This window comes from Rhizobium sp. BK098 (assembly GCF_014193155.1).
Lineage (GTDB): Bacteria > Pseudomonadota > Alphaproteobacteria > Rhizobiales > Rhizobiaceae > Rhizobium.
Genome location: NZ_JACHYY010000008.1, coordinates 35370 through 50256, shown reverse-complemented (window position 1 = coordinate 50256; position 14887 = coordinate 35370). Strand labels below are relative to the sequence as shown.

The following is a 14887-nucleotide window of genomic DNA, read 5'->3' as shown; positions in this document are numbered from 1 at the left end:
CGGAATACTTAAAACCGAGGTAAAACTTGCATCGTGTTCGACATCGTTACCAAAAAAGGTCCAAACTTTCACAGCTATGACGAGCACTTGCCTTTCCTGACGCGAACATGCTCTAACCGGAACATGGCCTTCACGCTGAGACAGCTGCAATACTTCGTCGCCGTGGCGGAACAGGGCTCCGTGACGCGGGCCGCGCAGAACCTGTCGATCTCGCAATCCTCTGTGACCGAAGCCCTCAAGGAGCTGGAAAGCGACCTCGGCGTCGAGCTGTTCGAGCGCCATCCGCGTGGGCTGTCGATCACCCACAACGGTCATCAATTCCTGCGCCACGCGACGAAGATCCTCGCAACCGTTTCCGATGCTCGCACCAGCTTTTCCGGAAAGCGGAACGAAGCCGGCGGCACGCTGAATATCGGCGTGACGTCGCTTGTCGCCGGCTATGTTCTGTCAGATCTTCTGGCACGCTATCGCCGTGCCTGCCCCGGCGTCGAGGTCAGCGCCATCGAGGATAATGGCGGCTATCTGGAACATCTTCTGGTGGGTGGCGAACTCGACGTCGCCGTCATGGTCATTTCCAACCTGCGCGACCGCATGGCCCTGCAGGCGGAGATCCTCGAAACTTCGCCCTACCGGCTCTGGCTGCCGATGGGCCACCCCCTTGTCTCGGCCGATATCATCAGTGTCGCCGACATCAGCCGTGAGCCGCTGATCATGCTGACCATCGACGAAATCGAGGAAAACACCGGCAAGCTTTTGACCGCGCTCGGCGCCCGCCCGCATGTCGCCTTCCGCACCCGCTCTGTCGAAGCGGTGCGCAGCCTGGTTGCGACGGGCGCCGGTGTCGCACTGCTGCCGGACCTCGTCTATCGCCCCTGGTCGCTGGAAGGCGATCGCATCGAAAGCCGCGACGTCTCCGGCTCTTTGCCGGTCGTGCAGGTCGGCATGGTCTGGCGCAAGGGTTCCAGCCTGCCGCAAGCGGCCCGCGATTTCGTCGGCGTCGCCGAAAGCATGCGCTCGGGCCGGCAGCGGTAGCAGAGGCTCGCTACCAGCTCATGCATATGCGCTAGGAATCGGAATTTCCGATATCGCCTTTCTGATAAATGAATTTGCGAATGCGGCAAAATCGCGTCACCTTTTCTTCCGGGAACAAAAAGCCAGCCACTGGCTCCACGCCATCAAGGCTCAAAAACCGGGAGAGTCCGATGAAGCATCTGCTGAAATCATGCACGGCCGTGCTCGCATGCCTTAGTTTTGCAACACAGGTCATCGCCGCCGAGCCATTGAAGACGCTCGGCAAGGGCGAGGGCGCCGTCAGCATTGTCGCATGGGCCGGCTATATCGAACGCGGCGAAAGCGACAAGAATTACGATTGGGTCACCGGCTTCGAGAAGGAGACCGGCTGCAAGGTCAGCGTCAAGACGGCGGCGACATCGGACGAAATGGTCGCCCTGATGAACGAAGGCGGCTTCGACCTCGTGACCGCATCCGGCGATGCCTCGCTGAGACTCGTCGCCGGAAAGCGCGTGCAACCGATCAACACCGACCTCATCCCGAGCTGGAAGAACCTCGACGAACGCCTGAAGAATGCCCCCTGGCATACTGTCAACGGCGTCCATTACGGCGTTCCCTATCTCTGGGGACCGAACGTGCTGATGTACAACACCGCCGCCTTCAAGGACCAGGCGCCGAAGAGCTGGAATGTCGTCTTCGAAGAAACGACGCTGCCAGATGGTAAGTCCAACAAGGGCCGCGTTCAGGCCTATGACGGCCCGATCTACATTGCCGATGCCGCCCTTTACCTCATGGCGCACAAGCCAGAACTCGGCATCAAGGACCCCTACGAGCTCAACGAAGATCAGTACAAGGCCGCACTCGAATTGCTGCGCGGCCAGCGCAAGCTCGTCAGCCGCTACTGGCATGATGCCATGATCCAGACCGACGACTTCAAGAACGAAGGCGTCGTTGCCTCCGGCTCCTGGCCGTTCCAGGTGAACCTGCTGCAGGCCGACAAGCAGAAGATCGCCTCCACCTTCCCGGATGAGGGAACGACGGGCTGGGCCGATACCACCATGCTGCATGCCGATAGCGAGCATCCGAACTGCGCCTATATGTGGATGGAACACTCGCTGCAGGCCAAGGTTCAGGGCGATGCCGCCGCCTGGTTCGGCGCCGTACCTTCCGTTCCGGCCGCCTGCAAGGGCGATGAGCTGCTCACCGACAGCGGTTGCGCCACCAATGGCTATGACCACTTCGACAAGATCAAGTTCTGGAAGACGCCGGTCGCGAAATGCAGCACGCAGAGCGAATGCGTGCCCTATCATCGCTGGGTCTCAGACTATATCGGCGTGATCGGCGGGCGGTGATCTCTATCTTCTCCCCAGCGGGGAGAAGATGCCTGACAAGGCAGATGAGGGGGATGAGGAGCGAAGTGACGAATGTCCTGAGCAGCTAGCGAAGGACAGCGTTATGCCGCCCCCTTCATCCGACCCTTCGGGCCACCTTCTCCCCGCTAGGGAGAAGGGAAAAACAACCTCTTCCCTGGAGAAACCAATGAACGCCGTTCGTTTCCAGCAGGTGTCGCGCCATTTCGGCCAGGTCCGCGCCGTGGACCGCGTCGATCTGGAGATCGCGCCCGGCGAATTCTTCGCCATGCTCGGCCCTTCCGGTTCCGGCAAGACCACCTGCCTCAGGCTGATCGCGGGTTTCGAGCAGCCGACGGGCGGCCATATCGAGATCTTCGGCGAAACTGCCGAAGGCGTGCCGCCCTACCGGCGTAACGTCAACACGGTGTTCCAGGATTATGCGCTCTTTCCGCATCTCAATATCCTCGACAACGTCGCCTACGGGTTAATGGTCAAGGGTGTCGGCAAGGCCGAACGGCTGAAGGCCGCCGAACAGGCGCTGGAGCTGGTTAAGCTACCTGGCTATGGCGCCCGCCGTCCCGGCCAGCTCTCCGGCGGCCAGCGACAGCGCGTGGCGCTCGCTCGCGCTCTGGTCAACAAGCCGAAGGTGCTGCTGCTTGATGAGCCGCTCGGCGCGCTCGACCTGAAACTGCGCGAGCAGATGCAGGAGGAGTTGAAGAGCCTGCAGCGCGCGCTCGGCATCACCTTCGTCTTCGTCACTCATGATCAGGGCGAGGCCCTATCCATGGCCGATCGCGTCGCCGTTTTCAATGACGGCCGCATCGTGCAGCAGGGCTCGCCGCACGATATCTATCAGCGGCCGAAGACCCGCTTCGTCGCCGATTTCGTCGGCTCCTCCAATGTCATTGCCCCCGACACCATGTCGTCGCTCGGCGGCGAACGGCGTTGGGCGAGCCTGCGCCCCGAAGCCATCCGGTTGACTGAGGAGAGCGGCGTGGCGGCGACCGTGAAAGCGACGAGCTTTCTCGGTGCCGCTACCCGCCTCTCCGTCGAAGCAAACGGCACCCGGCTGCATGTGACAGTACCCGCCGGACAACTAGCCCCGGATACCGGTGCGTCCGTTCGCCTCGCATGGCTGCCTGCCGATATCCATTACATGGATGACGCCGCATGAACGCCGCCGCCTTCCCCGCCTCGTCGAGCCAGGCACCGGCCTCGATCCTGCCGCGGCGCGGCGGCGTCTTCGGTCGCCTCTCCGATCTCTTCTGGCGGCACCCGAAACTGCTGTTGTTCCTGATGCTGACGCCGCCGCTGCTCTGGCTCGGCATCATCTATATCGGCTCGCTGATTGCGCTGCTGCTGCAGAGTTTCTTCTCGATCGACGACTTCTCGGGAATGGTGAATTACGAATTCACGCTCTCGACCTATGCGCAGCTGCTGAATAGCGCGAACTTCGACATCATCGTGCGCACGGTGGTCATGGCCGCCCTCGTCACCCTTGCCTCCGCTTTCGTCGCCTTCCCCATCGCCTATTATGCGGCGCGCTATGCGCAAGGGAAATGGAAGGCACTGTTCTATCTCGGCGTCATGCTGCCGCTCTGGTCGAGCTATCTGGTGAAAGTCTATGCCTGGAAGCTGATCCTCGCCAAGGAAGGCATCCTCACCTGGATCTTCGACAAGCTGCATCTCGGCTGGCTGCTCGACGGCGTGCTTGCTTTGCCCGTCATCGGCGGCAACTCGCTCTCGGTCAGCTATATCGGCACCTTCCTCGTTTTCGTCTATATCTGGCTGCCCTATATGATCCTGCCGACGCAGGCCGCTCTCGAACGCGTGCCGGCGAATCTGCTGGAAGCCTCCTCGGATCTCGGCGCGACGCCGAACCAGACTTTCCGCACGGTTCTATTACCGCTGGCCCTGCCGGGTGTCGTCGCCGGTTCCATCTTCACCTTCTCGCTGACCTTGGGCGATTACATCATCCCGCAGATCATCGGCTCCTCGCGCCTCTTCATCGGCCAGGCCGTCTATGCGCAACAGGGAACCGCCGGCAACGTGCCGCTTGCCGCCGCCTTCTCGGTCGTGCCGATCGTCATCATGGCCATCTATCTCTGGATCGCCAAGAAACAGGGAGCTTTCGATGCGCTCTGATCGTGGCCAACGCGCCTCATTCCCGCTGAAGATCGCAGCAGCAGGTGGCCTGCTCTTCCTGCATCTGCCGATCCTGCTGATCTTCGTCTATGCCTTCACGACGGAGGAAAAGAGCTACCAGTGGCCGCCGCCGGGGCTTACCTTGCAATGGTTCGGCATCGCTTGGAACAGGCCGGATGTCTGGTCGGCACTCGCGTTGTCCGTTCAGGTGGCAACCATCGCCACCATTATCGCGCTCCTGCTCGGCACGCTCTGCGCCGCCGCAGTCAGCCAGACAAAGTTCTTCGGCCGCGAGGCGATCTCGCTGCTGGTCATCCTGCCGATCGCGCTGCCCGGCATCATCACCGGCATCGCACTGCGCTCCGCCTTCAGCCTGTTCGACATCCCCTTCTCGGTCTGGACCATCGTTCTCGGCCATGCCACCTTCTGCGTCGTCGTTGTTTATAACAACGCCGTCGCCCGTTTCCGCCGCACCTCCGGTTCGCTGATCGAGGCCTCGATGGATCTGGGCGCGGATGGCTTCCAGACCTTCCGCCATGTCGTCCTGCCGAACATCGGCACGGCACTGCTTGCCGGCGGCATGCTCGCCTTCGCGCTGTCCTTCGATGAAGTCATCGTCACCACCTTCACGGGCGGCCAGCAGATGACGCTGCCGATCTGGATGCTGGAGGAACTCATTCGTCCGCGCCAGCGACCCGTGACTAACGTCGTCGCCATGGTCGTCGTGCTTGTCACCTTCCTGCCGATCCTGGCAGCCTACTATCTTACCCGCGACGGCGATCAGATCGCCGGCGGCGGCAAATAAAAGGGAGAGAATAATGGATACCCAAATGCTGATCGGCTCCCGCTTCGAAGCCGGCACGGAAACGGAGGAACGCGTTCTCAACCCGAAGACGGGCGAGACCGTTCTCAACTTGCCCGAGGCGTCACTCGGCCAGATCGATGCCGCCGTCGACGCTGCCGAAAAAGCCTTCTCGAGCTGGTCGCAGACGACGCCGAGCCAGCGTTCGGCCTATCTCCTCAAGATCGCCGATGCCATCGAGAAGGACGCCGAAGGCTTCGCCGCGTTGGAAGCGTTGAACTGCGGCAAGCCGATCAATGCCGTGCTCAATGATGAAATTCCGGCAATCGTCGACTGCTACCGCTTCTTTGCCGGTGCGGTACGCAACCTACACGGCCCGGTCGCCGGCGAATATCTGCCCGGCCACACCTCGATGATCCGCCGCGACCCGATCGGCATCGTCGGCTCGATTGCACCGTGGAACTATCCGCTGATGATGATGGCCTGGAAGCTGGCGCCGGCGATTGCCGGCGGCAACACCGTCGTCTTCAAGCCCTCCGAACAGACGCCGCTGACGGCGCTGAAGATGGCGAAGCTTTTGGCTGATGTGCTGCCGGAAGGCGTTGTCAATGTCATCCTCGGCCGCGGCGAGAGCGTCGGCAACGCACTGATCAACCATCCGAAGATCGGCATGGTCTCGATCACCGGCGATGTCGCGACCGGCAAGAAGGTCTTGCAGGCGGCCGCCAAGACGGTCAAGCGCACGCATCTCGAACTCGGCGGCAAGGCCCCCGTCATCATCTTCGATGACGCCGATATCGACGCCGTCGTCGCCGGTATCCGCACCTTCGGCTACTACAATGCCGGCCAGGACTGCACCGCCGCCTGCCGCATCTATGCCGACGCCAAGGTCTACGACAACTTCGTTGCCGACCTGACGTCTGCCGTCTCCAGCATCAAGTTCAACCTCGCTGAGGATACCGAGAACGAAATCGGCCCGCTGATCTCCAAGCGTCAGCGCGACCGCGTCGAAAGCTTCGTCACCCGCGCCGCCGAACACAAGCATATGGAGATCACAACAGGCGGCAAGATCTCCGGCGAACGCGGCTTCTTCTATGCGCCGACGGTCGTTGCCGGCGCGACGCAGGATGACGAGATCGTCCGCCGCGAAGTTTTCGGTCCTGTGGTCTCCGTCACCCGCTTCACCAATCCCGACGATGCCGTCGCATGGGCCAATGACAGCGACTACGGCCTCGCCTCCTCTGTCTGGACGAAGGACATCAGCCGCGGCATGCAGACGGCCGCCCGCCTGCAATATGGCTGCACCTGGATCAACACCCACTTCATGCTGGTCAACGAAATGCCCCACGGCGGCCTCAAACAATCCGGCTACGGCAAGGATATGTCGGTCTACGCGATCGAAGACTATACGGCCGTCCGGCATGTGATGATCAATCATGGGTGAGGCGCGGTTCGGCGTAGCCGAAGTAATCGATCCAGTGGATCGATTACAGCGCCGAACGCCCTGAGCCATGCGAAGGGCCGGCAAGCCCCAATATGAACGAGGCCCGATCCAGCCTTAACCAGCAGAATCGGGCGTTAATCGAAACGCCCTCGGAACAAATCACCCTCCTCCCGCGTCTTTATGAAGTACAACGCAGAGGAGACAGCTAAATGCTGAAATGGGCTCTCATTTTCTTTGTGATTTCGCTGATTAGCGGCTTTTTCGGCTTTTCCGGCGTGTCCGCCGCAACCGCAACCATCGCGCGCGTTCTCTTCGCCATCTTCCTGATCATCTTCCTGGTGTTCCTGGTTCTCGCCGTCATGGCCGGCAATGCGGTCGTCTAGCAATATAAGCCGCGACTATCGAAGGGGCGGGCCTAGATCAGGCTCGCCCCAACGTTTATGGCGAGCGCCAGGATCGTCGTATTGAACAGGAACGACAGGATCGCATGGAGGAGCGCCAGCTTACGCATCGAGACTGTGGAAATACCGATATCGGCGGTCTGCGCCGCAACGCCGATCGTGAAAGAGAAGTAGAGGAAATCCCAATAAATCGGTTCCTCCAAAGGCTCGGCGAATTTCAGCCCCTGCCCCTTGCCCGGAATGCTGTAAAACCGGTGCGCATAGTGGATGGTGAACAGCGTGTGCAAGAACGTCCATGATATTAGGATCGTCACGATCGCCATCATCACGCGGTAGAAGGCGATTTCCGGTGAAGCGTCTTTGACGCCAAGCAGATCAAGCGCGATGCCGCCGATGCTTGCGAGCGCTGCCGCAATCGACAGGAACAGCAGGAAACCATCCGAGAAATCGAGATCGGCCGAGCGCTTGCGGATGCGCTGCGGGTCGGCCGTCAGCATGTGGTAAAGGCTATAGACGATGAAGACGACGGCGGTCGTATCCCAGGCGATCAGCAGATTGCTGGCATTGAAGTCTCTGGAGGTCAGAAGCAGGAAAACGGCAAGACCAGCAAGCACCGAGATCACGATCACATAGTGCTTGCGCCACAGCACGAGGCCTCTTGAACGATGCAACAATCCGTTCGCATCCATGCCGCTCTCCCGATCGCAAACCGTCTGTTACAAACCGATTCGCAAACGAGAGTGGCAAATAAAAGGAGGCCCCGCAACACGAAGCCTCCGATAGCGAAAAACGGCTTCAGCCCGTCCAGCCGCCGTCGATGACGTGGATCTGGCCTGTGGTGAAACCCGCCTCGTCGCCGGCAAGGTAGGTCACCAGCGCGGCGATCTCCTCGGCGGTTGCGATGCGGCCCATCGGCTGGCGGGCGATGAAATCCTTGAGCGCCTTGTCATAGTCACCGGTTGCCTTCAGCCGCTCATGCAGCGAGGGGCTATCGACCGTGCCAGGGCAAATCGCATTGGCACGGATGCCCTTGGCAACAAAATCGGCAGCGATCGACTTGGTAAGGCCGATTACGGCAGCCTTCGAAGCGCAATAGGCAAAACGGTTGGGCACGCCCTTCACGCTGGAAGCGACCGAGGCCATATTGACGATCGAACCCTTGCCCTTTTCCAGCATGCCCGGCAGGAAGGCGCGGCACGTCGTGTACATCGCCTTGGCATTGAGGTTGAAGGAGAAATCCCAATCCTTTTCCTCACAGTCCAGGATCGTGCCGGCATGCACGAAACCGGCGCAGTTGAAGAGCACGTCGATCGGGCCAAGCTCTTCCGCGTAGGCCTTGACGGCAGCGCTATCGAGCACGTTCAACACATGCTTGGTCGCACCGTCCAGCGTAGAGAGTGTCTGCTCGTTGATATCGGTGGCGTAGACATGCGCACCAAGCGAGATGAAGCGCTCCGCCGACGCCCGGCCGATACCCTGTCCCGCCGCCGTGATGACGACCTTCCTGCCTTCCAATCCATGACCCATAATCCTGATCCTTTCCTCCGGTACCATGATCCTATCCAGTTCCGCCAGCTACATCGCGGGCACCAGGGATAAGATCATGCAATAACAATCAGTTAGCGTAGCCTTGCGCTACCTTCTGAGGACCGCACGAAGCGGCCGCTCAGCTTGTCAACGAGGACTGTATGTCGTTCGCCACTTGGCGGTCCATCGCTAATCACTCCCCTCCAGGCTGGGACCAATCGTCCGATTGCCCTCTGGACCCTTTACAGGCCAATAATTTATAAGCAAACATCTTATTCACTGATCGTCAAGTCGCGTTCACTCACTTGTAAAATTCCATCATTCATATATGAATGATTGATATATTTTATCGCATGAGGGCTTGTTCATGAGCATAGAAGACGACAGTGATCGTTATCGCGCACCGGCCTTGGACAAGGGGCTCGACATTCTCGAATTGCTGGCGAGGATCGATGGCGGGCTGACGCAGGCGGAAATCGCCAAGGCGCTCAACAAGAGTCCCAACGAATTCTATCGCATGCTCGATCGTCTCGTGCGGCGCGGCTATGTGCAGCGGCAGGACGGCGATCGCTTCTATCTCACCCTGAAGCTTTTCGGCCTGGCGCATTACCATGCGCCGGTGCGCCGCCTCGTCTCCTTCGCCACGCCCCTGATGCGCGAATTCTCCAACCGAGCCGAGCAGGCCTGTCATCTGGCGATATACGATCGCGGCTCCGTCGTCGTCATTGCCCAACAGGATTCGCCGACCTATTGGGGCATCTCGATCCGTGTCGGTGCCCAGCTCAATCTCTATAATACCGGCTCAGGTCACATTCTCCTGGCATTCAAGGATGAAAAACAGCGCCAGATGATGATCAACGAGCAAAGGCGCCAGGAACCGGACCCTGAGGAGCCACCTGCCGATCTCGAAGAGAAGCTCTCGGCAATCCGCGAGAACGGCTTCGAAACCATGGACAGCCTGCAGACGAGTGGCGTTCACAATATTTCCGCGCCCGTTCTGGCGATGGACGGCAATGCGCTGGCCTCGTTGACCTGCCCCTATATCCAGGCCGTGAACCCGAAGGCGCCCACGCGTCAGCAAGTGGTCGAATATGTGCGGCAAACAGCCAAGGCAATCTCTGAAATCGTCGCAGGAACTGTGGATCAGGCCGAGCTATAATTTTTATTTGAATGAATAATTTTTCTGTGAGTATGTAGAGAGCTAGCAGCTCGGGGGGAACGCCATGCTTTTCGACAGCCATCTTCACATCGTCGACCGCAAGCGGCTCGGCTATCCTTGGCTGGCAGATGCCGGCGCACTCGATCGTGACAGCCTTTATGAAGATTATGCGCGAGAGGCCAAACGCCTTGGGATCACCGACACGCTGCACATGGAAGTCGATGTCGCCGAAGAGGATATCGAGCGCGAGACCGAATATGTCAAAGGCCTGAGCCGCGAGCCTGGCAGCCTGCTGCGCGGCGCCATCGCCGCCTGCCGCCCCGAAAATGCAAACTTTCCCGCATATCTCGAGCGCGCGCTCGCCGACCCCTTCGTCAAAGGCTTCCGCCGCGTGCTGCATGTCGTGCCGGATGACGTCTCAGAGGGTGTCCTCTTCCGCGAAAACCTGAAGCGGCTAAGCGATACCCGCTTTACCTTCGATCTCTGCGTCCTGCCGCATCAGATATCCAAGGCGATCGCACTCATCGACCTCAATCCCGATGTTCGCTTCATCCTCGACCATTGTGGCGTGCCGGCGGTGAAGGATGGGCTGAGCGAAAGCTGGTCGTTGGGCATCAGCGAGGTGGCGAAACGGCCGAATATCATCGTGAAGATTTCCGGCGTCGTTGCCTATGCCGATCCGGACAACTGGTCGCCGGAAACGCTGCGGCCATTCGTCGAACATTGCATCGCAAGCTTCGGCTGGGACCGTGTCATCTGGGGCAGCGATTGGCCCGTCTGCACGCTTGGCGGCAATCTCTCCACCTGGGTCGCCGCCACTCATGCCCTGATGCATGGTGTCAGTGCCGATGAACGCGATCGGCTTTATCACCTCAATGCAAAGCGCCTCTGGTCTCTCTAAGGCCGCGCATGCCGTCTAACTGCGGCGACCTCAAAACCCTGTCTTCAAACAAAAAGGGCGCCGCATCCCTGCGACACCCTGTCGAATCATAGCTCCCCCGACGGAGAGACGCCCGATCACCGTCAAGCGGCTGCGAGCTGCAGTTCCTTGCTGACCATGGCGCGCAGCGTGCCGAGATCCTTGGCGAAGGCGCGGATGCCTTCGGAGAGCTTCTCGGTAGCCATCGCATCTTCGTTCATCATCCAGCGGAAGGTCTTTTCGTCGACCGCGATCTTCTCGACCGAGCCCTTGGGCTCCGGCGAGAGCTTGCGCTCCAGCTTGCCTTCATCCTTGGAAAGTTCGTCAAGCAGGTTCGGGCTGATCGTCAGGCGATCGCAGCCGGCCAGCGCTTCGATTTCGCCGGTATTGCGGAAGGAGGCGCCCATGACGATCGTCTTGATGTCGTTGGCCTTGTAATAGTGGTAGATGTCACGCACCGAGACGACGCCCGGATCTTCCTCTGCCGTGTAGTCCTTGCCGGTCGACTTCTTGTACCAGTCGAGGATGCGGCCGACGAAGGGCGAAATGAGGAATGCCTTGGCGTCGGCGCAGGCAATCGCCTGGGCCTTGCTGAAGAGCAGCGTTAGATTGCAGTCGATGCCTTCCTTTTGCAGCACTTCGGCAGCGCGGATACCTTCCCAGGTGGAAGCGAGCTTGATCAGGATGCGGTCACGCTCGATGCCGCGCTCTTTGTAGGCGGCGATAATGGCGCGGGCCTTGGCAAGCGAAGCTTCCGTGTTGAAGGAGAGGTCGGCATCGACTTCGGTCGAGACACGACCGGGAACGAGGCCGGAAAGCGCTGCACCGACGGAAATTGCCAGGCGGTCGGCAACGGCGGCAACCACGGCCTCGGAGGCACCGCCCTGTTTCTTGCCCCAGGCAACGGCTTCCTTGATCGCGTCGGCGAACATCGGCGTGCCCAGTGCCTTCAACACGATCGTCGGGTTGGTGGTGCAATCCACCGGCTTCAGGCGGGCAACTGCCTCGATATCGCCGGTATCGGCCACGACCGTGGTCATGGCGCGGAGTTGGTCAAGCTTGGAAGTCATAACAGGTATCCTTGTTGAATGAAGCCCATTGGAATGGGAGATGTTGGCAGCAGATCCGGTCTTTTCGCCGGACGGGACCGAAGGCGTCGGGGTGTAGCCTTCCTTCTCCTATGTGTCGGTAACGGGATAAAACGCGCTGGAGTTCCATTTCCGGTGAACGGCCGAGCGGTGAAGAAACAACCTTCCGAAAGCAGGCTTTTCACCGGCACCGGGCGCCCTATATGGCTCCCTGTCCGGTCTGGCACTTGCTTGCAGCAGCACTCGCACATTGTCCTCCTCGGTTGGACAAGACCGAATTCCTCATCACCGACTATCAGCAATCTCGCATCGAAAAGTCAAGGACATTTGTGCAATTCGATTGACATAAGTTTCATGTCATAGAATATCGGCAGCAGAAGAGCCGATCTCGCCTGCTCCAGTCATCCGCCATCATTCCTTTTCGCATCTCAAGCGGATCATGACGTTAAACGGCGCATGCGACAATCTCGCCGGAGGACCTGTGGCCAAACTGAGACGCGGAACCCACACCGCCTATTCGGAGACCTCCTCCCTGAGGCTCCGCGCCGCCTGGCTTTATTACAACCAGGGACTGACGCAAAAGGATGTCGCCGAACAGCTGGGCATCAGCCGCACCACCGTCATCCGCCTGCTGGATGAGGCCATGCGCCGGGCCGAGGTGCAGATCTGGATCACCGAAGGCATCGATGACTGCGTTGAACTGGCGATCAAGCTCGAGCGCACCTTTGGCCTCGATGAAGCGATCGTCGTTCCCGAGCCGGCCAATGGAGATGTGAACGCACAGGCAAAGAGCGTCGGCCTGGCGCTCGGCCAGTTCCTGACCGAAGCCATCCCCGACAACTATACGATCGGCGTCGGCTGGGGCCGGACGATGACCGCGTCGCTTGCAAGCTTCCGCCCGACCCGCCGTGACAATTGCAAGGTGGTTTCCCTGCTCGGCGGCATCGTCGCCGTCCATCAGACCAATCCGATCGATTACACCTGGCGTCTGGCGAGCCAGCTCGGCGCGGAGTGCTACATGTTCCTGGCGCCGCTTCTCGTCGACTCGGTCGAGACCAAGCGCAATCTCATCGAGAAATGCGGGCTGGAGGCGATCTACCGGCTGGCGGAAAACCTCGATCTCGCCATCGTCAGCTGCGGCGACATCGGCCCGCACTCGACATCGCTGTCGGAAGGTTTCATTTCGAAACGCGAGCTGGAAGAGCTGATCGAAATGGGCTGCGTCTGCGACACCATGTTCAACTTCCTCGATGCCGAGGGCAATTCCGTCGATCACCCGATCAACAAGCGCGTCATGTCCGTCGATCTCGATACGCTGAAAAAGGCCAAGCACATCGTGATCTCCTCCGGCGGCGCCCACCGCGCCCGGGCGATCAGCGCCACCATCAAGCGAATCGGCTGCAATACTTTGATTACGGATGAAAGTGCTGCGAAGGCGCTGCTGCAGATGGCTATGGCGAAGGCGGCTTGAGAAGCTTGATACGAGTTTACGGAGAGTGCGCACCCCCCTCCGCAAACTTCAGAGCCTCAGCCCCCCTCAAGCATCCCCGGCTTCCCATCCCAGCATCGCCCGCTTGCGCGTCAGCCCCCAGTGATACCCTGTGAGCTGCCCGTTCTTCCCGAGCGCACGATGGCAGGGCACGACAAAAGAGATCGGGTTGCGGCCGACAGCCGCACCCACGGCCCGCATCGCCGTCGGCTGGCCGATATCCCTTGCGATGTCGGAATACGTCACCGCGCGGCCCATCGGGATCTTCAACAGGCTTTCCCAGACGCGGAGTTGGAAATCCGAACCGATCAGCACGACCCGCAGCGGCTGATCACTCGACCAGTTCCCTCGCTCGAAGATGCGGGCCGCGTAAGGTGCGGTCGCATGCGGATCCTCGATGAACTCTGCATTCGGCCAGCGGCAGGTCATGTCGGCGAGACAAGCCTTCTCATTGCCGGAATCGCTGAAGGCGAGACCGGCAAGGCCGCGATCGGTGACCATGATCAAGGCAAGACCAAAGGGCGAGATGTGAAACGCATAGCGCATCACCAGGCCGCTGCCCCTCGCCTTCCATTCGCCCGGAGACATCGCCTCATGCGTGACGAAGAGATCGTGCAGTCGGCTTGGTCCGGAAAGGCCGACCTCGAAAGAGGTCTCCAGCAGCGGCAGATCCTCCTTGCGCAGGAGCCGCTTGGCATGGTCGAGCGTGACGGCCTGAAGGAAAGCCTTGGGTGACAGCCCGGCCCAGCGTGTAAACGTCTTCTGCAGCTGGGTCGGCGACTGGCCGAGCCTTTCGGCCAGCATCTCCAGCGACGGTTGGTCGCGATATTCCTCAGTGATGAGCTCGATGACCTCCCGCACGGTGTCGTAATCCTGACCTTCCGGGGTGATGTCTTTCTTCAGCTGTGCAATCGCATTCATGATCTTTCTCCTTGAAAAGGAGAAAACCACGGCAAGACGGCTAAAACCACCCGTTTCTTGCGCCAGTGGTCTCTCTGCAAAAATGTGATATCGCCGGTCTGTAAAGTCCGCTCATATCCGTTGCGTCACGGTCGCCAAGGCACGCTTGAAGGCCTTGGCAAAGCTCTCACGATCTTCCGGATTGAGGAAGGAGCCGACATCGGTGTCGTGGCTTCTGTCGCGGACATGCATGGAAACAACGCCGATCTCGCTGTGACGGCGAACCAGGAACCGCGTCCAAAACGGATTGAAATCATGCTCCACCATGCGGCCCGTCGGCGAGAATTTGCGGATGGAAACGTTGGTGCGCGATACCGTCACCTCTTCGCGCACACGGCCCGAGCGGTAGTTCAGCCAGAAGGCGCCATAGAGCAGGAAGAAATCGGCGCCGAAGAAAATGCCGATCGGCCAGGCGCCGCGCGTGACGAAGAGAATGCTGTAGAAGAGACAGAAGATGCCCGCCAAGACCAGCATGACCCTGAACCCCTTTCGCGACAGCGAGCGATGGGGAAACAATTCGGCAGCGAAAACCGGCCTGTTGCCGTCTCCAGCCGTATCGGCGTTGCGTTTCGTCATAGGACTTGAGTATA

15 protein-coding genes are annotated in these 14887 nt (G+C 60.1%); 10 read left to right on the top strand and 5 right to left on the bottom strand.

Going from position 1 to position 14887, the window contains the following annotated elements; translation table 11 throughout:
• Positions 1-123: 123 nt before the first annotated feature.
• The 7 genes from FHT73_RS20255 to FHT73_RS20225 all read left to right on the top strand — a co-directional run bounded on the left by FHT73_RS20255 (position 124) and on the right by FHT73_RS20225 (position 7137).
• Positions 124-1032: a LysR family transcriptional regulator gene (locus FHT73_RS20255; protein ID WP_112343236.1), complete on the top strand. Its 909-nt coding sequence runs from the start codon at positions 124-126 to the stop codon at positions 1030-1032.
• A gap of 170 nt (positions 1033-1202) precedes the next feature.
• Positions 1203-2363 carry an ABC transporter substrate-binding protein gene (locus tag FHT73_RS20250; RefSeq protein WP_112400723.1) on the top strand — a complete coding sequence of 387 codons (1161 nt, stop codon included), beginning with the start codon at positions 1203-1205 and terminating at the stop codon, positions 2361-2363.
• A gap of 187 nt (positions 2364-2550) precedes the next feature.
• Positions 2551-3537: an ABC transporter ATP-binding protein gene (locus FHT73_RS20245; RefSeq protein WP_112410057.1), complete on the top strand. Its 987-nt coding sequence runs from the start codon at positions 2551-2553 to the stop codon at positions 3535-3537.
• Positions 3534-4508, top strand: a complete 975-nt coding sequence (locus tag FHT73_RS20240; protein WP_183714253.1) for an ABC transporter permease — start codon at positions 3534-3536, stop codon at positions 4506-4508. The genes FHT73_RS20245 and FHT73_RS20240 overlap by 4 nt, the downstream gene beginning before the upstream one ends.
• Positions 4498-5313, top strand: a complete 816-nt coding sequence (locus FHT73_RS20235; protein WP_183714250.1) for an ABC transporter permease — start codon at positions 4498-4500, stop codon at positions 5311-5313. Before FHT73_RS20240 ends, FHT73_RS20235 begins: the two co-directional genes overlap by 11 nt.
• A gap of 13 nt (positions 5314-5326) precedes the next feature.
• Positions 5327-6754, top strand: a complete 1428-nt coding sequence (locus FHT73_RS20230) for a gamma-aminobutyraldehyde dehydrogenase (protein WP_183714247.1) — start codon at positions 5327-5329, stop codon at positions 6752-6754.
• Positions 6755-6963: 209 nt separating this feature from the next.
• Positions 6964-7137: a DUF1328 domain-containing protein gene (locus FHT73_RS20225; protein ID WP_037196276.1), complete on the top strand. Its 174-nt coding sequence runs from the start codon at positions 6964-6966 to the stop codon at positions 7135-7137.
• Between the two features lie 32 nt (positions 7138-7169).
• Here the strand turns inward: FHT73_RS20225 and FHT73_RS20220 are convergent, their stop codons facing one another.
• Together FHT73_RS20220 and FHT73_RS20215 are read right to left on the bottom strand one after the other, a co-directional pair.
• Positions 7170-7844, bottom strand: a complete 675-nt coding sequence (locus FHT73_RS20220) for a DUF1345 domain-containing protein (RefSeq protein WP_112602931.1) — start codon at positions 7842-7844, stop codon at positions 7170-7172.
• A 106-nt stretch (positions 7845-7950) separates the two neighbouring features.
• A complete protein-coding gene (locus FHT73_RS20215; protein WP_112410131.1) occupies positions 7951-8682 on the bottom strand; it encodes an SDR family oxidoreductase in 732 nt (243 codons plus the stop codon).
• Between the two features lie 367 nt (positions 8683-9049).
• On the opposite strand from FHT73_RS20215, the gene FHT73_RS20210 reads away from it, so the two are divergent.
• Both FHT73_RS20210 and FHT73_RS20205 read left to right on the top strand, forming a co-directional pair.
• Complete coding sequence (locus tag FHT73_RS20210; protein ID WP_112602933.1) at positions 9050-9841, top strand: IclR family transcriptional regulator; 792 nt, start codon at positions 9050-9052, stop codon at positions 9839-9841.
• A 64-nt stretch (positions 9842-9905) separates the two neighbouring features.
• Complete coding sequence (locus tag FHT73_RS20205; protein WP_112602935.1) at positions 9906-10742, top strand: amidohydrolase; 837 nt, start codon at positions 9906-9908, stop codon at positions 10740-10742.
• A 122-nt stretch (positions 10743-10864) separates the two neighbouring features.
• On the opposite strand, the gene tal is transcribed toward FHT73_RS20205, so the two are convergent.
• Entirely contained in the window at positions 10865-11830 is a 966-nt protein-coding gene (gene tal / locus FHT73_RS20200; protein ID WP_112335216.1) for a transaldolase, read from the bottom strand.
• A gap of 499 nt (positions 11831-12329) precedes the next feature.
• Between tal and FHT73_RS20195 the strand changes: the two genes are divergently transcribed.
• The gene (locus FHT73_RS20195) at positions 12330-13319 is read left to right on the top strand and encodes a sugar-binding transcriptional regulator (protein ID WP_112335217.1); all 990 of its coding nucleotides are present in this window, start codon (positions 12330-12332) and stop codon (positions 13317-13319) included.
• A 66-nt stretch (positions 13320-13385) separates the two neighbouring features.
• Here the strand turns inward: FHT73_RS20195 and FHT73_RS20190 are convergent, their stop codons facing one another.
• Together FHT73_RS20190 and FHT73_RS20185 are read right to left on the bottom strand one after the other, a co-directional pair.
• A complete protein-coding gene (locus tag FHT73_RS20190; RefSeq protein ID WP_112400729.1) occupies positions 13386-14258 on the bottom strand; it encodes a bifunctional helix-turn-helix domain-containing protein/methylated-DNA--[protein]-cysteine S-methyltransferase in 873 nt (290 codons plus the stop codon).
• A gap of 111 nt (positions 14259-14369) precedes the next feature.
• The gene (locus FHT73_RS20185) at positions 14370-14873 is read right to left on the bottom strand and encodes a DUF2244 domain-containing protein (RefSeq protein ID WP_112602937.1); all 504 of its coding nucleotides are present in this window, start codon (positions 14871-14873) and stop codon (positions 14370-14372) included.
• Positions 14874-14887: the final 14 nt, after the last annotated feature.

Excerpts from the sequence above, each read along its gene's own strand:
- FHT73_RS20245 (WP_112410057.1), top strand. The coding sequence starts at position 2,551 with ATGAACGCCGTTCGTTTCCAGCAGGTGTCGCGCCATTTCGGCCAGGTC.
- FHT73_RS20225 (WP_037196276.1), top strand. The coding sequence starts at position 6,964 with ATGCTGAAATGGGCTCTCATTTTCTTTGTGATTTCGCTGATTAGCGGC.
- FHT73_RS20230 (WP_183714247.1), top strand. The coding sequence starts at position 5,327 with ATGGATACCCAAATGCTGATCGGCTCCCGCTTCGAAGCCGGCACGGAA.
- FHT73_RS20250 (WP_112400723.1), top strand. The coding sequence starts at position 1,203 with ATGAAGCATCTGCTGAAATCATGCACGGCCGTGCTCGCATGCCTTAGT.
- tal (WP_112335216.1), bottom strand. The coding sequence starts at position 11,830 with ATGACTTCCAAGCTTGACCAACTCCGCGCCATGACCACGGTCGTGGCC.
- FHT73_RS20210 (WP_112602933.1), top strand. The coding sequence starts at position 9,050 with ATGAGCATAGAAGACGACAGTGATCGTTATCGCGCACCGGCCTTGGAC.
- FHT73_RS20235 (WP_183714250.1), top strand. The coding sequence starts at position 4,498 with ATGCGCTCTGATCGTGGCCAACGCGCCTCATTCCCGCTGAAGATCGCA.
- FHT73_RS20215 (WP_112410131.1), bottom strand. The coding sequence starts at position 8,682 with ATGGGTCATGGATTGGAAGGCAGGAAGGTCGTCATCACGGCGGCGGGA.
- FHT73_RS20220 (WP_112602931.1), bottom strand. The coding sequence starts at position 7,844 with ATGGATGCGAACGGATTGTTGCATCGTTCAAGAGGCCTCGTGCTGTGG.
- FHT73_RS20255 (WP_112343236.1), top strand. The coding sequence starts at position 124 with ATGGCCTTCACGCTGAGACAGCTGCAATACTTCGTCGCCGTGGCGGAA.
- FHT73_RS20205 (WP_112602935.1), top strand. The coding sequence starts at position 9,906 with ATGCTTTTCGACAGCCATCTTCACATCGTCGACCGCAAGCGGCTCGGC.
- FHT73_RS20190 (WP_112400729.1), bottom strand. The coding sequence starts at position 14,258 with ATGAATGCGATTGCACAGCTGAAGAAAGACATCACCCCGGAAGGTCAG.
- FHT73_RS20240 (WP_183714253.1), top strand. The coding sequence starts at position 3,534 with ATGAACGCCGCCGCCTTCCCCGCCTCGTCGAGCCAGGCACCGGCCTCG.
- FHT73_RS20185 (WP_112602937.1), bottom strand. The coding sequence starts at position 14,873 with ATGACGAAACGCAACGCCGATACGGCTGGAGACGGCAACAGGCCGGTT.